Consider the following 18182-nt stretch of genomic DNA (forward strand, 5'->3'; position numbering starts at 1 on the left):
AATTTATTTTAAATGGTCTCTTGATATTATACTAAATCAATATTTTTCACATATATTATTTTAAATTCATTCATTTATAGTGTATGTGGAAAAATTAGAAAAAAATTGAATGTTAATTTTTAATAAAATATAATATAATTGATTATTGATGTAATTATAATTTTGTATTTAGGGGGATTGTTATAATGGGATTATTTGATGGATTAATAGGAAATGCTTCAGAAGTTGATATATTAGATATACAAAAAGAATATTCAGAGATTTTATATTCGGGTGAAAAAATCGAAAAGGCATATAAGTTAATTCGTGATATGATTATTTTTACAAATAAGAGGCTGATTTTAGTTAATAGGCAAGGAATGACGGGTAAGAAAACAGAGTATTATTCTATTCCATATAAATCTATAACTCATTTTAGTATAGAAACAGCAGGAAAGTTTGATTTAGATGCTGAACTTAAAATTTGGATTTTAGGAACTAAAAATCCAATAGAAAAACAATTTAATAAGAGCTTAAATATTTATGAATTTCAAAGTGTACTAGCTGAATGTGTTTTAAGGTAATAATATGTTTCTAAAAATTTATAAATCTGTAGAATTAGATTGCCCTATGATTTATTTTTAACTATAAATCATAGGGCAATCTAATTCTAAACACAAAAATTAATTTTATTATAAAAAAAAATAATTTAATAGATATAATAGTTGATAAAATAATTAAAGAAGATTATAAAATTTCTTATGATGAAGTGTTTAAGATATTACAGATAGATGTTCCAAAACTTTTAAAAGGGGCAGATAAACTTAGAAGAATTTTTAATGGGGATAAGGTGGACTTATGCTCAATAGTTAATGGTAAGTGCGGGAGATGTTCTGAAGACTGTAAGTTTTGTTCTCAATCAGCCTATTATAATACAGAAATACAAAGCCATCAATTAATAGATTATGAAAAAATTCTTAATTTAGCTTTAGAAAATGAAAATGAAGGTGTAAATAGGTATTCTATTGTAACCTCAGGAAGAGGGCTTCAAGGAGAAGAGTTTAAAGAGATAGTTGGTATGTATATAAAATTAAAGAAAGATACAAATATAAGTCTTTGTGCTTCACTTGGAATAATAAGTAAAGAACAATTAAAAAAATTAAAGGATATAGGAGTGGAGAAATATCATCATAATTTAGAAACAAGCAGGAGATATTATTCTAAAATATGTAGCACTCATTCCTATGATGAAAGAATTGAAACTTTAAAAAATGCAAGAAAAGTAGGATTAAAACTTTGTTGTGGAGGGATTATAGGAATGGGGGAAACTATGAGAGATAGAATAAATTTAGCATTTCTTTTGAAAGAATTAGAAATAGAATCTATTCCTATAAATATATTAACTCCAATAAAAGGCACACCCCTACAAAATATTGAACCTTTACAAGAAGAAGAAATATTAAAAACAATAGCTATATTCAAATTTATAAATCCTAGGGCAACTATAAGATTTGCAGGGGGGAGAGGATATTTAGAAGACTATGGAGAAAAAGCATTTTTAGCAGGGGTGTCAGCTACAATAACACGGAATTACTTGACTACGTCTGGTAATAAAATTAAAGATGATATAAGACCTATAAATAAAGTGAGAACTAAGAATAAACAAAATTAGATGTAAGGCATATTAAAATAAAAACTTTATATTGAAAAAAATACTAAATTGTTATATAGTTAAAATGAAACCGGTCACACAATCATGAGAGAATATTACTGCTTTTAAAGGGTTAGGAGGAGCTAAGATGACAGCAACAATAAATGATATAGCTAAAGCTGCAGGAGTATCTCAGGCTACAGTATCAAGGGTTTTAAATAACTCAGGATATGTAAAGGATGAGACAAGAAATAAGGTTTTAAAAGTTATAAAAGAATTAAACTATGCTCCTAGTGCTATAGCAAGAAGTTTATCAACAAGCAAAACCAATACAATAGGTGTTATAGTTCCTGACATAAACAACCCATTTTTTGGAGAAGTAATAAAAGGTATTAGCGAAGTTGCAGATAAACATAATTTAAATATAATACTTTGTGATACGGATGAAAGTATGCAGAAAGAATTAAAGGCGTTAAAACTTCTTAAAGAACAAAGAATAAGGGGAATAATCATAACTCCAACCTCTGCAGAAGATGAATACAATAGTGAGTATTTAACTACTCTTGAAAATTTAGGAATTCCAATTGTGTTAGTAGATGGTCATGTTAAATATGCTACCTTTAGTGGCGTATTTGTAGAGAATATTAAAGGATCTTTTGAAGCAACAGAGGCTTTAATAAAGGCAGGTCATAAAAAAATAGCTATAATAACAGGACGTATGAATTCTAAGCCTGCAAAAGATAGATTTTTAGGATATAAAAAGGCCTTAACAATACATGGTATTCCTGTAGAAGAAAAATATATTTTTTATGGAGATTATAAACAAGGAAGTGGGTATAGGTATACAAAACAAATTCTTCAAATGGAGGATAGACCTACAGCCATATTTACTAGTAGTAATATGATGACATTGGGTTGCTTAAAAGCCATTTATGAAGAAAAATGTAAAGTACCAGATGATATTGCACTTATAGGATTTGATAAAATAGATATATTAAGTATAGCAGGAATCAACATAAGTTTTGTTAATGGACCTACTCATGAGATGGGTAGAAAGGGTATGGAAATGTTAGTTGATATATTAAATAATAATCATAATAGAGAAATAAAAAGAATTACTCTTTTACCTGAACTTATATTAAATGGATCTGAAAAATACATAAACAAATAAATGTTTATGTATTAGATTTTATATTTTGTGTAAGCGCTTCCACTAAGTTATTAAAAAAATGTTTTGTATATAAAATTAGAGTTATAAACAGGATTTTTAGTTTCAGATGGAGTTTTTATTCCATCTAAAAGTTATTAACAGAATTCTTAGGAGTTTTACTTCTTAGAAACCGTTATCCAGGGTTGTGACATTCTCTATTCCCACTAAAAAGAGGGAATATTAGAATGGCTAGACATCGGATAAACAGTATTCTTAGGGGTTTTACTCCTTAGAAACCGTTATCCAGGGTCGTGACATTCTTTATTTCCGCTAAAAAGAGTGAGTATTAGAATGACTAGACATCGGATAAAATAATAATGATAACTATGTTAAAGGAGAGGGTATTAATGGAATTAAAGAGCTACATAGACCACACATTATTAAAGCCACAGGCAACAGAAGAACAGGTAATAAAAATTTGTGAAGAAGCTAAAAAATATAATTTTGCTTCAGTATGTGTAAATGCATATTATACCTCATTAGTAAGTGAGAAACTTAAAGGTACAGAAGTTAAAACTTGTGTAGTTGTTGGATTTCCATTAGGGGCTACTACAAAAGAGGTAAAAGCTTTTGAAGCAAAGCAAGCAATTGAAAATGGTGCCCAAGAAGTAGATATGGTAATAAATGTAGGTGCATTAAAAGATAAAAAATATGATGTTGTTAAAGATGATATAAAGGCAGTAGTAGATGCAGCAAAAGGTAAAGCATTGGTCAAGGTTATAATTGAAACATGTCTTTTAACTAGAGAGGAAATAGTAAGAGTATGTGAAATTTCAAAGGAAGCTAAGGCTGATTTTGTTAAAACTTCTACTGGATTTTCTACAGGTGGGGCTACTCCAGAAGATGTAAAGTTAATGAGGGAAACTGTGGGAAATGAAATGGGGGTTAAAGCTTCAGGGGGTATTAGAACTACAGAAGATGCAGAAAAAGTTATTAGATCAGGGGCTAATAGGATAGGTGCCAGTGCTTCTATAGCAATTGTTGAAGGAACTAAATGAAAACACACAGGTTACTAAAAGAGAAAACAAGTTTTAAAATAAATAATTTATAGATTGGTAATTAGAGATTTTATATTAAAGAATTGGTTATTATAATAGAATTAATTATTATTATATATTTAGAAAAAATTTCAAATTACAGGAAGGAAGGTGTTTTTTATGATAGATAGAGTTATTTGGATTGTTTTAGATAGTGTTGGAATAGGAGCTATGCCAGATGCAGCAAAGTACGGAGATGAAGGGAGCAACACAGTAGGAAATATATCTAAATTTTTAGGGGGACTAAAACTTCCTAACATGGAAAAGTTAGGTTTGGGAAATATTGATGGAATATCAGGAGTAAACAAAGTAGAAAATCCCATAGGATGCTACGGACGTTTTGAAGAATTATCAAATGGTAAAGATACTACAACAGGTCATTGGGAAATGTCAGGGGTGGTTTTAGAACAAGCATTTCCAACTTATCCAAATGGATTTCCAAAAGAGGTTGTAGATAAATTTGAAAAGGCAATAGGAAGAAAAATAATAGGCAATAAACCAGCCTCTGGTACTGTCATAATAGATGAACTTGGAGAAGAGCATATAAAAACAGGAAGTCCTATAGTCTATACTTCTGCTGATAGTGTATTTCAAATAGCAGCTCATGAGGATGTTATTCCATTAGAAACGTTATACGAAATGTGTAAAACAGCACGTAATATGTTAAAAGGAGAACATGCAGTTGCTCGTGTTATTGCAAGACCCTTTGTAGGAGAAGTAGGAAACTTTACTAGAACTCCAAATAGAAGAGATTTTTCTATTGTACCACCTCATGAAATTGTTCTTGATATATTAAAGAAAAACAATTTAAATGTGATGGCAGTTGGAAAAATAGAAGATATATTCTCTGGAAGAGGAATTACAGAGGCTGTTCATACTAAAGATAATATGGATGGAGTAGATCAAACTCTAAATTATATGAAACAAGATAAAAAAGGACTTATTTTTACAAATCTAGTTGATTTTGATATGAAATGGGGACATCGTAATGATGCAGAGGCATATGGAAGAGGTCTAGAGGCTTTTGATAAAAGACTTAAAGAAATAGTAGAAGCTATGAGGGAAAGTGATGTATTATTTATAACAGCTGATCATGGGTGTGACCCAACAATGCCAGGCACTGACCATTCAAGAGAATATGTTCCTTTTTTAGCTTATGGTAAGGAGTTAAAGGCTAACATAAACCTTGGAACAAGAAAAGGTTTTGGTGATATGGGTCAAACAGTAGCAGATATATTTTCAATAGAACCAATTAAGAATGGTAAAAGTTTTTTAAATGAGATTATAAAGAAATAATCTTATGTTCTAGAAAGTGTTGATTTAATGCGGAAGTTTTAAATAAATATAAAGGTAACATTAATTCAAAACAGATTCAAAAATAAAATATGTTTTAGTTGGAAATTAAGATTATGACTAAAATATGTTAAGGGGAGATTAAATTTATGGACTTACAACACAAGATAAGCGAATCAGCTAAATATGTTTTAAAAAAGACACAATATAAACCTGAAATAGCTCTTATTTTAGGCTCAGGTCTTGGTGCTATTGCAGACCAAATAGAAGATCCAGAATATTATCCATATAACAAAATACCAAATTTCCCAGTATCTACTGTAGAAGGGCATGCAGGACGTCTAGTTATAGGTAAGTTAGAAGGCAAAGTTGTTGTAGCAATGCAAGGTCGTTTTCATTATTATGAAGGGTATAAAATGCAAGAAGTAACTTTCCCTGTACGTGTAATGAAGCTTTTAGGAGTTAAAACTTTAATAGTTACTAATGCGGCTGGAGCTGTAAATACAGATTACAAACCAGGGGATTTAATGCTTATAGAAGATCATTTAAATTTAAGTGGAAATAATCCATTAATAGGGAAAAATTTAGATGAGTTTGGAGTTCGCTTCCCAGACATGTCAAACCCTTACGATAAAGAATTGAGAAAGAAAGTTAAGGAAATGTCTAAAGCTTTAAATATAGACCTTAAAGAGGGAGTTTATGCTTGTATGAGTGGTCCAACTTATGAAACTCCTGCTGAAATAAGAATGTTAAGAACTTTAGGAGCCGATGCTGTTGGAATGTCTACAGTGCCAGAAGTGATAGTTGCTGTTCATAGTGGAATGAAGGTTATAGGAGTTTCATGTGCTACTAATATGGCAGCAGGAATTTTAGATAAACCTTTAAATCATCAAGAAGTAATGGAGACTTCGGCAATAGCAAGGGAAAAGTTTATAAAGCTTATGAGAAATATAATAAATAGAATGTAATAAATGGATATGTTTCTAGAAATTGTCGATCTTGGATAATTCAAAAATAATGCTCTTTTAAAGCAGAACCAATTAATTACTTGAGAGAGAAATTTAAAGATAAGAGTTTTAAATGGATAGTTAAATAATAGTTTGATTTAAGGAACATAAATTAAGTGTGTGGGGAGGCAAGTCCTATGAGAATGTATGATATCATCATGAAAAAAAGAAATGGCGAAGAACTTACCACAGAAGAAATTAATTTTTTTGTAAGTGGATATACAAAAGGGGAAATACCAGATTATCAAGTGTCAGCACTTATGATGGCTATATACTTTCAAAAGATGAATAAAAGGGAAACAGCTGATCTTACAAAAGCAATGGTTGATAGTGGAGAAACTATAGACCTTTCTCTAATAGAAGGTATTAAGGTAGATAAACATAGTACAGGTGGAGTTGGAGATACAACAACTTTAATTTTAGGGCCTATAGTTGCAGCAGCTGGAGCACCTGTAGCAAAAATGTCAGGAAGAGGACTTGGGCACACTGGTGGAACAATTGATAAATTAGAATCTTTTGATGGTTTTTCAGTAGAAATGCCTGTTGAAAAGTTTATTAAAAATGTAAATGAAAAGAAGATAGCAATAGGTGGCCAAACAGCAAATTTAGCTCCTGCAGATAAAAAATTATATGCACTTCGCGATGTAACTGCTACTGTAGATAACATGTCATTAATTGCTTCAAGTATTATGAGTAAGAAGATAGCTTCTGGAGCAGATGCTATAGTACTTGATGTGAAAACAGGTAGTGGAGCTTTTATGAAAGATGAAGATAGTTCTTTTGAACTTGCAAAGGAAATGGTTGATATAGGCACACATGTTGGAAGAAATACAATAGGTGTAGTAACAGATATGGATCAACCTTTAGGATTTGCTATTGGAAATGCTTTAGAAGTAAAAGAAGCTATAGATACGCTAAACGGAGAAGGACCAGAAGATCTTACAGAATTGTGCTTAACTTTAGGTTCACATATGCTTGTTTTGGGAAAAAAGGCTAAGAATGCTGAAGAGGCAAGAGAAATATTAAAAGAAATAATAAGATCTGGTGAAGGGATTTCTAAATTAAGAGAGTTAGTAGAAGCTCAAGGCGGAAACCCTGAGTTTGTAGATAATCCATCTTTATTTACAAATCCTAGCATAGTTGAAGAAATAGTATCACCGATAGAGGGATATGTTAAAGAAATAAAAGCTGATGATATAGGCTTAGCTGCTCTCGTTCTTGGAGCAGGACGTGAAACTAAGGAAAGTGAAATAGATTTATCTGTTGGAGTGGTACTTCATAAGAAAATAGGAGATTTTGTTAAAAAAGGAGAATCTATAGCCACTATTTATGCCAATAATGAGGATAAAAAGAAATCTTCAGAAGAAATTATTTTAAAGGCATATGGAATAGTTGATGAAAAAATTAAACCAAAACAATTAATAAAAGGTATAGTAACTAAAGATGGGATAAAGAAATTCTAAATTATTAATTTAATAATATTCACCTATTTTAATTAAAAAGATCAGAAGGATTACAAAATTAAAAGAGTTGAATATTAATCTGGGTATATGCTGTAAACAAAATAAAATGTGTAACATGAATAGCTAGAGTTGACTTGCACTAGAAAGACGTCATGAAATTGCAAAATTAGGAATAAGAGCTTTGGTGGATCATTATTTGCCTTTATGACAGCTATTCTAGCAAGTGTCTTAGTAGAAAATAGATTTATTAAAGTAAGAAGAACTTAGTGAAAAGGTAATTGGATGCATTCCTTTTAAGAGAGACAGATTAAGAAATAAAAATCTGTTACTAAAAGGAATGCACATCATAATCTGTTCACTAGGTTTTTTGTGTATTATATTTGTAATTATAAACATCACTAATATGGTTATTAGTACTTTGTTAATCTATTATTTCAAACTAGTCAATAGACTAATAGTATATATATAATAGGATAGTTTTATTTATTTAATACTATGAGTTTATGTATTTAATGGGCTAATAGCTGTCATCTTAAAGGCTAAATGGAGTTATATTTTAAGGTTGGGTAATTGGTATAAAGCCGCATAAATAGCGCTATAAAAGGGTATTGATTTGCCAAAAACTGCAAATGTTTACAGCTGATTTGTATATTGAAAGTAAAAATATAAAGTGCTATCATTAATGAATACTAAAGAATAAAATGTTTAATTAAAAGACTTATAGAAGGAGGAAAATAAATGGAGTCTACTGCAATTGTTGGAAGTAAAATGTTGTTAGAATTATTAGTATTAGTTTTAGTATCAGGAGTTGTTTTTGGGAAATTAAGCGAAATACTTCATTTACCGGATGTAGTTCTTTTTATAGTAGCAGGAATAATATTAGGGCCATATGTTTTAAATTTAATTAATGTGGACAAGTTCCCGATAGGAAATCAGTTTATACTAACCTTTGGTGCTGCGTATATACTCTATGATGGAGGAAGAGAAGTAGAATTAGATGTATTAAATAAGGTTAAGTACACTGTTATAAGTTTAGCTACTATAGGAGTTATATTATCTACATTTATAACAGGGTATTTTGCTCATAAGATACTTAATATTGATTTTATATATGCCCTTTTGTTAGGGTCTGTTATAGCTTCTACTGACCCATCAGTATTAGTGCCTTTATTTAAAAATATGAATATAAGCAATAAACTAAAGCAGACAATAATATCTGAGTCAGCTTTTAATGATGCTGCTGGAGCGATAATAACTTTTTCTATTATAACAATTATTCAAGGGGGAAGTTTTTCGCTAGGAAGTAGTTCTTTAAAACTATTAATAACTTCTATTGGTGGAATAGCGGTAGGAGTAGTAGTTGGTTCTTTAGTATCTATACTAATAACAGATAATAAATATGGGTTTTTAAAACAATATCCTTCACAAATGGCAATTGTTGGCGTAGGAGCCTCATACCTTATAGGAGAAGAACTTGGAGTTAGTGGTTTTATGGCGGCATTTATAATGGGAATGATTTGTGGAAACAAAGCTATGGCAAAGCTTACACTTGCCGAGGAAAGTTATATAACTCATCTTAGATTTAAGGAAGTTCTAACTGTTATATTGAGAATGATGATTTTTATATTATTAGGAACTCACGTACAATTTAATGTATTAGCTCAATATTGGAAGCCATCCTTAGCTATAGTTTTTGTTCTTATATTTATAGCAAGACCTATATCAGCATTTATATCTATTTCTATTGATAGAAAAGCAAAATGGAATTTAAAAGAAGTTTTATATATGATGTCTATAAGAGAGACAGGGGTAATACCTGCAGCTTTAGCAGGTATGATGATTACGATGAAAATTCCTAATGCAGAAATTATATCATCAGTAACCTTTATGGCTATAATTATAACACTTACTTTCCAAGCTAGTACGGCCAACTTATTAGCAAAATTATTGAAGCTAGATAAAGATACTAGTGATGCGAAAAGTGTAGCATAAAAAACATTATGCAGGACTTAACAATTTAAAATATACATTAGTAAATACTAAAGGAAGTTTAAAACAGTGTAAAAAATAGCATTTTTTTAAGAAAAAAATTTAGATTTAAAGGTAGTATTGTAAATTTATTAAGAATAAATTTACAATACTACTTTTTTATTTTACAACATAACTAGCTTAACAAGTATTATAATTGTTACTATTTTGTAAATAAATAATATTTATATAATGTTAAAATTTATAGGGTAAATTTACAAATGAAGTAATTTGAAGGTGGATTGAATATGAGAAAAAAAATAGCATCAGTCATACTTGCAATTTCTATGGTATTAAGTCCAGTTATTGGATCAAGTTCTTTAGTAAAAGCTTTAAGCAATACAAAAGGGATCGTAAATACTAGTAGCAATTTAAATGTAAGAAAGTCACCAAGTTTAAATTCAAGTATTATAGGAAAGCTATCACCTAATGTACCTGTAGAGATAGTAGAAACTGTTGGAGAGTGGTACAAAATAAAACTAGGTTCTTCCTATGGGTATGTATATAAGAAATATGTAAAAATTGATACAAGCTCCCAAGAAAAATCAGAAGAAATTAAAAAGATATATGATAGAATTGTTGAACCAGATAAGACATGGAAAATTAATTTTAATCATAAAATTAATCTAGATGAAACAGTAAAGAAAGAGATAAAAATAAAGAATAGTAAGGGCGTTGATTTACCTTTAAAACTGGAATTAAGTCAGGATTTTAAAAGTATACTTATTAGTCCACCAGAAGATGGGTATGAATTAGGAGATAGTTATACTTTAACACTTGGAACTGGTATTAAAAGCGCCTCTGGATTAAAATTAAAAGAAGGTAAAAAATTAAATTTTGGTATTAAAAGATTAGTAAATAAAACATTAGGACTTGGAAAATATGAAACAGAGTATGTTCATAATGATAAAGAATATGATTGGTATATAGATCAGTATGATACTGGAGAATATAATTATGAAAATTGTGGCCCATCTAGTGTTACGATGGCTATAAAATGGGCCAAGCCTTCTTTTAATAAGACAGCACAAGACGCTAGAAATACATATAGAAGCCAAGGTGGATGGTGGTTCACATATGATATTCAAAATTATTTAGATAAATACAAAGTAAAAAATTGGACTTTGGAAGATACAAAGGAAAGTACTTTTAAGAAGGAATTGAAGAGTGGGAATATAATAATACTTTGTATAGATAGTAATTATATAACCTATAACGATAAAGAAGAGGAACATGTAGGAAAACATTATCAAGGAGGAGGCGGCCATTTTATAGTAGTTAAAGGATACAGAGTTGTAGATGATAAAACATATTTTGAAGTATATGATCCTAATAGTTGGGGTGAAGTTTATAAAGACGGTGTTAAAAAAGGAAAAGATAGATATTATTATTCAGAAGATGTTAAAAAATCAATGGAAAATTGGTGGCCTTATATGATTGTAGTAAATGGCAGTGATAATGGAGGATATGCAAAACAAAGTTATGGAGTAGATACTAGCAAAATAGAGCATGCACAAGGAAAATAATAATTTAAATAAAAGCATAAAAAATGATCAGCTTAAAGGCTGACCATTTTTTATGCTTTAAAATAATATAAGTAAAAAATACTCTACAAAGTAGATAAAAGAGTCTACTTGTAGAGTGTTTTATTATTTTAAAAGAATGTAAACAATAGCTTTTTAAATCAAAGGCAAGATATTAAATTCAATATTGTAAACCTAAAAATAAATAATAGTTGACAATATAATAAGTTTTTTTTATACTTAAATAAAATACGAGGTTAAGAAATTTTTAAATTTAGTAACAATAAAACATATTATATAACATTGGAATCATCTAATTAACATGATTTATTGATTAAATTAGTCAAGGGGTAGGAGGAATTTAAATGACAAAAAAAATAAATATAAGGGATATTTTATATTCAGCTATGTTTGCTGCAATTATTTCAGTCTTAGGATATGTTATAATACCACTTCCATTTAGTCCTGTGCCTATAACAGCTCAAACTCTTGCAGTTATGCTGGCTGGATGTGTTTTAACACCTATTCAAGCAGGGTTAAGTATTGGTACTTTCTTATTTTTGGGTATAATAGGGATACCAGTATTTTCTGGGGGAAGAGCAGGAATTGGAGTTATAGCGGGACCTACTGGTGGATATTTAATTGGATTTTTAATAGGAACCATTGTTATAAGTTTAATAAAGGGGAAAGGAGACTCTATAGTACGTTTAATTTTCTCATCTATCTTAGGTGGAATTATCATTGTGTATTTAATAGGAGTTCCATGGCTTGGAAAAGTTTCAGGTATTGGAGTATATAAAGCTTTTATTTCTGGGGCATTACCTTTTATTTGGGGAGACTTATTTAAGGCACTAGCAGCAGGTTTTATAGGAAGAAAGATAAATAAGATTCGTGAATATAGATGATATTTTTGTTACATTAGAAGGTTATGAATTATTTATTATATAATGAAAAGTAACTAATTTTTTATAATTAAAAATTAAATGGTTTAGTATGGAATAAAAATAAAATTCTGTACTAAGCCATTTTTTATGTTATATTTTGATAAGGTATTAATTTTATATAGTATGAATAAAATCAAAAGATGATAAATAAAGGATAATAATATAATGATTAGGAGGAAGAAAAGTGAAAAATATTTTTAAAGTTATTTTAGCATTAATACTTATTATACTAGTTATTTTTATAGGATATCTTATATTTATGACAGTAACTGACTATAGACCAAAAGATGTAACAAATCTAAAAGTAGAAAATAATAAGAATGAAACTTTAAATAAGAACAAGCCTTTATCGGTATTAACCTACAATATAGGGTATTGTGGATTAGATGAAGGAAGAGATTTTTTTATGGATGGAGGAAGTCAATCACGTTCAGAAAGCAAAGAAAAAACTTTAGGAAATCTTAAAGGAATTATAGATTTTTTAGATAAGGATAAGAGTGACTTTATATTACTCCAAGAGGTTGACATAAAAGCTACAAGGAGCTATGAGATAGATGAATACTCAGATATAAAGAATGCATTTAAAGAGTATGGTTCAAACTTTGGGGTTAATTATAAAGTACCTTGGGTTCCAGTACCTATTTTAAAACCACATGGAAAAGTAGAAGCTGGATTAGTTACACTTTCTAAATACAACATTAAAAAGAGTGATAGATATCAATATCCAGGAAAAGAAAAATGGCCTAGACAGCTTTGTGAATTGGATAGATGTTTTACTGAAAATAGATTAAAGGTTGATAATGGAAAAGAACTTATATTAATAAATTCTCACTTGTCTGCTTATGATAAAGGCGGATTAATAAGGAAGCAACAGTTAGGGTTTTTAAAGGAACATATTAAAAAGGAATATAATAAAGGAAACTATGTAATTGTGGGAGGAGATTGGAATCATGTGGTTCCAGGAACTGATCCTAACATTTTTGAAAATAGTGGAAAATGGCCCGAATGGCTTAAAGAAATTCCAGACAGTTTTAAACCTGAAGGATTTAAATGGGCAGCTGATGATTTAACTCCTTCAAATAGGACTGTAGATAAGCCTTATAAAAAAGGTGAAAATTATTTATCTGTTATAGATGGTTTTTTGGTTTCGCCAAATGTTAATGTTAAAAGTGTTAAAGGATATTCTTTAGAATTTAAAAATTCAGATCATAATCCAGTAAGAATGGAATTTGTACTTGAATAGAATGTAAAAATTGTGACCTAACCTCCTTATTTGTAATAAAGTTATATAATTGAGCATATAAATTAAAAAATAGAATAGCAAGACATTTTCAAAAGAAAGCTTGTCTCATGACTTATATAAATTTTTTTATTTTAAGGAGGGGATCCTTTGGAGTTTAAGGAGATTATAGAAAAAGATAGGGATAATAAAAAAAGAAAGGAATTTAAGGGGACTTTTTTAGAATATCTTGAAATAGTAAAGAATAATCCTGAGGTAGTTAAACTTGCTCATAAGAGAATGTATGACATAATAACAGAACAAGGATTTCAGCTTTTAAGACCAGAAGAAAATATCAGAATAAGAAAGATATATGGTAATGAAGTTATAAAAAAATATAATTTTTTTGAAAAAGATTTTTTTGGAATTGATAAAGTTTTAATGAAATTAGTAAGCTATTTTTACTCAGCAGCTATGCAAGGCGAGGAAGCAAGGCAAGTGTTATATTTAGTAGGGCCTGTTGGAGCTGGTAAATCTTCTTTAGTAGAGGCACTAAAAAATGCATTAGAAAATAGTCCACCTATATACGCTATTGAGGATTGTCCTATGAGAGAGGAACCGCTTCATTTAATTCCAAAGCATCTAAGAGGCGAATTTGAGGAGATGTTAGGAATAAAAATAGAAGGAGATTTATGTCCAAAATGTAGATATAGATTAAAACACGAGTTTAACGGAAAATATGAAAAATTTCCAATAGTTACTACAGATTTCTCTATAAGATCAAGGAAAGGAATAGGTGTTGTTCCACCTGTTGACCCTAATAATCAAGATACTTCTGTTTTGACGGGTTCTGTGGATATATCAAAAATGGATTTATACCCAGAAGATGACCCTAGAATACTATCATTAAATGGAGCCTTTAATGTAGGAAACAGAGGTATGGTAGAGTTTATAGAGGTATTTAAGAATGATGTAGAGTATCTTCATACAATAATTACTGCTACTCAAGAAAAATCAATACCATCTCCAGGTAAAAACTCAATGATATATTTTGATGGAGTAATAGTTGCTCACTCAAATGAAGCTGAATGGGATAAATTTAAATCAGATCATACTAATGAAGCTATACTTGATAGAATTGTAAAAATAGAAGTGCCATATTGTCTCGAATTAAATGAAGAGATAAAGATATATGAAAAGATTCTAAAAAAGAGCAATTTTAATGCCCATATTGCACCTCATACTATAGAAGTTGCAGCAATGTTTGCAATACTTTCAAGAATCTCACCTTCAACTAAAGTAGATTCCCTAACAAAATTAAAGATATACAATGGAGAAGAGATAGTAGAAAAAGGCACAACTAAAAAAATTGATAATATAGAGCTTAAAGAAGAGGCTGGTATTAGAGAAGGGATGTCAGGTATCTCTACTAGATTTATAGTAAAAGCTATTGATAATGCTCTCTCAAATTCTGAATATGATTGTATAAATCCATTAAGTGTTATGGAGAGCATAATAAAATCTGTTAAAGATTTGGATATAAATGATGAAGATAAGAATAGGTATTTAGCGTTTGTTCAAGATACTATAAGAAAAGAATATAATAAGATTTTAGAAAAAGAAGTAACAAGAGCTTTTATAAGTAGTTTTAGAGAGCAAGCTGAAAGTCTTTTCAATAATTATATAGATCATGCAGAAGCTTATGTAAATAAAACTAAACTAAAGGATGGATATACAGGAGAAGAGTTGGAACCAGATGAGACTTTTATGCGTTCTATAGAAGAGCAAATTGGAGTTACAGAAAGTTCTGCAAAAGGTTTTAGAACAGATGTTACATCATATATGTTCTATATAATTAGAAATGGTGGAGATATAAACTACACATCTTATGAACCTTTAAAAGAAGCTATAGAAAAGAAGTTAGTACTTTCTGTTAGAGATTTGTCAAGAGTTATAACTCAATCAAAAGTTAGAGATAAGGAGCAAAGTAAGAAATATAATGCTATGGTGGAGGAAATGAAGTTAAACGGATATTGTGATCACTGCTGTGATGTTATTTTGAAATATTCAGCAAATAATCTTTGGAAGGATTGATAGTATGACAATATTTAGAGATTTCAATCCTATAGATCATGATAGAGCAGTAGAAGATAGAAGAAGACACAAACAGCTAATAGAAGGTGCTATAAAAAAAAATCTAGTAGATATATTATCAGAAGAAAGTATAATAGGTCAGAGTAAGGATAGAAAAATAAGAATTCCCATAAGAGGAATGAAAGAGTATCAATTTATTTATGGTGAAAATACCGGCGGAGTTGGAAGTGGAACAGGTGAAGAAAAGAGAGGAGACAGAATAGCCACTGGAAATGGTGAAGGAAGTGGTAAGGGAAACCAAGGGGCAGGAAATCAGGATGGAGAAGATATATATGAAACAGAAGTAAGTATAGAAGAAATTATGAATTATTTATTCGAAGAATTAGATCTTCCTAATTTAGATAAAAAGAAATCGGCAGAGATAATATCAGATAAGGCAAAGAAAAAAGCTGGTTATCAGAAAAATGGGATAAGACCTAGGCTTGCAAAAAAACGAACAGTTATGGAAAAGTTAAAAAGAAAACAAGGGTATAAGAGAGCTTTAATGGAAGAAGGAAAGGAAGAGGAAATAGAGAGATTTCCATTTAAGGAAGATGATTTAAGATATCATAGACTTAAAAATACTGTTAGGCATGAATATAATGCCGTTGTTGTGTGTATAATGGATACCTCTTCTTCTATGGATAGAACTAAGAAATATCTTGCACGCTCTTTCTTTTTTCTATTATATCAATTTGTAAAAATGCGATATGAGAAAGTAGAGGTTGTGTTTATTGCCCATTCTACAAAAGCTAAAGTTGTAAGTGAACATGATTTTTTTTATAAAATGGAGTCTGGTGGAACTTATATTTCAAGTGGATATGAAAAAGCGCTTGAAGTAATTGAAAGAGAGTATAGGCCAGAACTTTGGAATATATATGCTTTTCATGTAAGTGATGGAGATAATTGGAGTGAAGACAATGAAAAGGCTGTACAAAAGGCAAAAGAACTTTGTGAGGTATGTAACCTTTTTGGATATGCAGAAATTATGCCTGGTATGACTTTTTCAACTATGAAGAAAAAATATTTAGATGAAGTAAAATACAAAAATTTTGCTACATGTACTATTAAAAATAAAGAAGAATTATGGAGTTCATTAAAAAATATTTTAATACCCGATGTAAAAGAGGGGTGATGTTTTGGAATATACAGTAAAGGATTTAGAGAAATGGAATGAAAAGATAGAGGTTATAGCTAATGAAGTTGGGCTGGATTATTACCCTCAAGAATTTGAAATTATAAGCTATAATGATATGTTAGCTTATGAAGTTTATGTGGGGATGCCTTCTAGGTATCCTCATTGGAGTTTTGGTAAAGCTTATGAAAGGCTTAAAACTTTATACAAATACAATTTGACAGGACTTCCCTACGAGATGGTTATAAATTCAAATCCTTGTATAGCATATTTAATGAAAGATAACACACTTCTTTTACAAATACTTACTATTGCTCATGTTTATGGACATAATGATTTTTTTAAAAACAATCGATTGTTTAGAGAAGGTACTCATGCAAAATACACTATAGAAATGTTTAAAAATCATGGCAATATGGTAAGTAGCTATATAAATGACCCAAGTATAGGATATGAAGGTACAGAAAAAATCATAAATGCTGCTCATGGTATAAGATTTCAAACTTCTAGAGCAATAGGGGAAGTAAGAATAAGTGATGAAGACTTAAAAAAGAGAATGTTAGATGAATATAAGAAAAAAGTTTCTAATTATGATATTTTAAAACCTTATGTTAAAGAAGAACCTCCAGAAGTTGATAGGATACCACTTCAGCCTGAAGATGATATTCTTTACTTTATTAGTAAGTATGGAGATTTGGAGGAATGGGAGAAAAATATACTAGAAATTGTAAGAAGTGAAACAAGGTATTTTATTCCACAAGTAGAAACAAAAATTATGAATGAAGGATGGGCAAGTTATTGGCACTATAATATCCTAAAAAAACTAAATTTAGATCCATCTCTTCATCTTGAATTTATAAAAAGACATAATGATGTAATAGCTCCAACAGTAGGCAGAATAAATCCTTATTATATAGGATTTAAGATATATGAAGATTTAGTACAAAAACATGGTATAGAAAAAATATTTGAAGTAAGACTTCTAGATAGGGATGAGTCTTTTATAAGAAGATATTTAACAAAAGAATTATGTGAGGAACTTAACCTTTTTGAATATGGTAAAAAGAATTTTGATTATTATATTACAGAGATATCAGATGAAGAGGGATGGGAAAATATAAGAGATACTTTAGCAAAATCATGTGGAATGTCAATGATGCCTCATATAAGGGTTATAGATGTATTAAAGAAAGACAACACATTAATGTTAGAGCACGTTTATGATGGAAGAGAAATAGATTTTGATTATGCAAAAGAAACTCTAAAATATATAGTAGATTTATGGAAACATAAAGTTTCTTTGAAGACTTTCTTTAGAGGAAAATTAATAACAATTAATTGTAATGAAAATAAATTGATAACTTATGAGTAAGAAAAAAAGTGCGGTGACGCACTTTTTATAGTTAGTGACTAAGACTAGAGATTAGAATGGGGGAGTCTGTCAAGAATTTTGTGTAAACTTCCATAAAAATTTTAGAATTAAATTATTTAAGAATAACTAGGTAAAAGTATTATTATGCTAACACCTAGTTATTTTAATTTCTTTAATATTTTTACAAT

The 18182-nt window shown here is 29.5% G+C and carries 14 protein-coding genes; all 14 read left to right on the plus strand.

Translation table 11 applies throughout. The features are described 5' to 3' along the window. The first annotated feature begins 185 nt into the window (after window positions 1-185). Window positions 186-563 (plus strand): PH domain-containing protein, encoded by a 378-nt coding sequence (locus OW729_RS16920; protein WP_268062739.1) that lies wholly within the window; start codon window positions 186-188, stop codon window positions 561-563. Between the two features lie 128 nt (window positions 564-691). After that, window positions 692-1651 carry a biotin synthase BioB gene (gene bioB / locus OW729_RS16925; protein ID WP_407647703.1) on the plus strand — a complete coding sequence of 320 codons (960 nt, stop codon included), beginning with the start codon at window positions 692-694 and terminating at the stop codon, window positions 1649-1651. Between the two features lie 127 nt (window positions 1652-1778). Beyond that, window positions 1779-2801, plus strand: coding sequence for a LacI family DNA-binding transcriptional regulator (locus tag OW729_RS16930; RefSeq protein WP_268062741.1), 1023 nt, complete (start codon window positions 1779-1781; stop codon window positions 2799-2801). Between the two features lie 386 nt (window positions 2802-3187). Continuing rightward, window positions 3188-3838, plus strand: a complete 651-nt coding sequence (deoC, locus tag OW729_RS16935; RefSeq protein ID WP_268062742.1) for a deoxyribose-phosphate aldolase — start codon at window positions 3188-3190, stop codon at window positions 3836-3838. A 159-nt stretch (window positions 3839-3997) separates the two neighbouring features. Continuing rightward, complete coding sequence (locus tag OW729_RS16940; RefSeq protein ID WP_268062743.1) at window positions 3998-5173, plus strand: phosphopentomutase; 1176 nt, start codon at window positions 3998-4000, stop codon at window positions 5171-5173. A gap of 146 nt (window positions 5174-5319) precedes the next feature. Continuing rightward, window positions 5320-6138, plus strand: coding sequence for a purine-nucleoside phosphorylase (locus OW729_RS16945; protein ID WP_268062744.1), 819 nt, complete (start codon window positions 5320-5322; stop codon window positions 6136-6138). 176 nt (window positions 6139-6314) lie between these two features. Further along, window positions 6315-7640: a pyrimidine-nucleoside phosphorylase gene (locus OW729_RS16950; protein WP_268062745.1), complete on the plus strand. Its 1326-nt coding sequence runs from the start codon at window positions 6315-6317 to the stop codon at window positions 7638-7640. Between the two features lie 738 nt (window positions 7641-8378). Further along, window positions 8379-9632 (plus strand): cation:proton antiporter, encoded by a 1254-nt coding sequence (locus tag OW729_RS16955; RefSeq protein WP_268062746.1) that lies wholly within the window; start codon window positions 8379-8381, stop codon window positions 9630-9632. 284 nt (window positions 9633-9916) lie between these two features. Beyond that, window positions 9917-11194 (plus strand): SH3 domain-containing protein, encoded by a 1278-nt coding sequence (locus OW729_RS16960; RefSeq protein ID WP_268062747.1) that lies wholly within the window; start codon window positions 9917-9919, stop codon window positions 11192-11194. 362 nt (window positions 11195-11556) lie between these two features. After that, window positions 11557-12096: a biotin transporter BioY gene (locus OW729_RS16965; RefSeq protein WP_268062748.1), complete on the plus strand. Its 540-nt coding sequence runs from the start codon at window positions 11557-11559 to the stop codon at window positions 12094-12096. A 223-nt stretch (window positions 12097-12319) separates the two neighbouring features. Further along, window positions 12320-13378, plus strand: coding sequence for an endonuclease/exonuclease/phosphatase family protein (locus OW729_RS16970; RefSeq protein WP_268062749.1), 1059 nt, complete (start codon window positions 12320-12322; stop codon window positions 13376-13378). Window positions 13379-13525: 147 nt separating this feature from the next. Further along, on the plus strand, window positions 13526-15448 hold the full coding sequence (locus OW729_RS16975) for a PrkA family serine protein kinase (protein ID WP_268062750.1): 1923 nt from the start codon (window positions 13526-13528) through the stop codon (window positions 15446-15448). 4 nt (window positions 15449-15452) lie between these two features. Further along, window positions 15453-16622 (plus strand): sporulation protein YhbH, encoded by a 1170-nt coding sequence (gene yhbH / locus OW729_RS16980; protein WP_268062751.1) that lies wholly within the window; start codon window positions 15453-15455, stop codon window positions 16620-16622. Window positions 16623-16626: 4 nt separating this feature from the next. After that, a complete protein-coding gene (locus OW729_RS16985) occupies window positions 16627-17994 on the plus strand; it encodes a SpoVR family protein (RefSeq protein ID WP_268062752.1) in 1368 nt (455 codons plus the stop codon). Window positions 17995-18182 lie beyond the last annotated feature (188 nt).

This window comes from Clostridium brassicae (genome assembly GCF_026738875.1).
Taxonomy (GTDB): domain Bacteria; phylum Bacillota; class Clostridia; order Clostridiales; family Clostridiaceae; genus Clostridium_H; species Clostridium_H brassicae.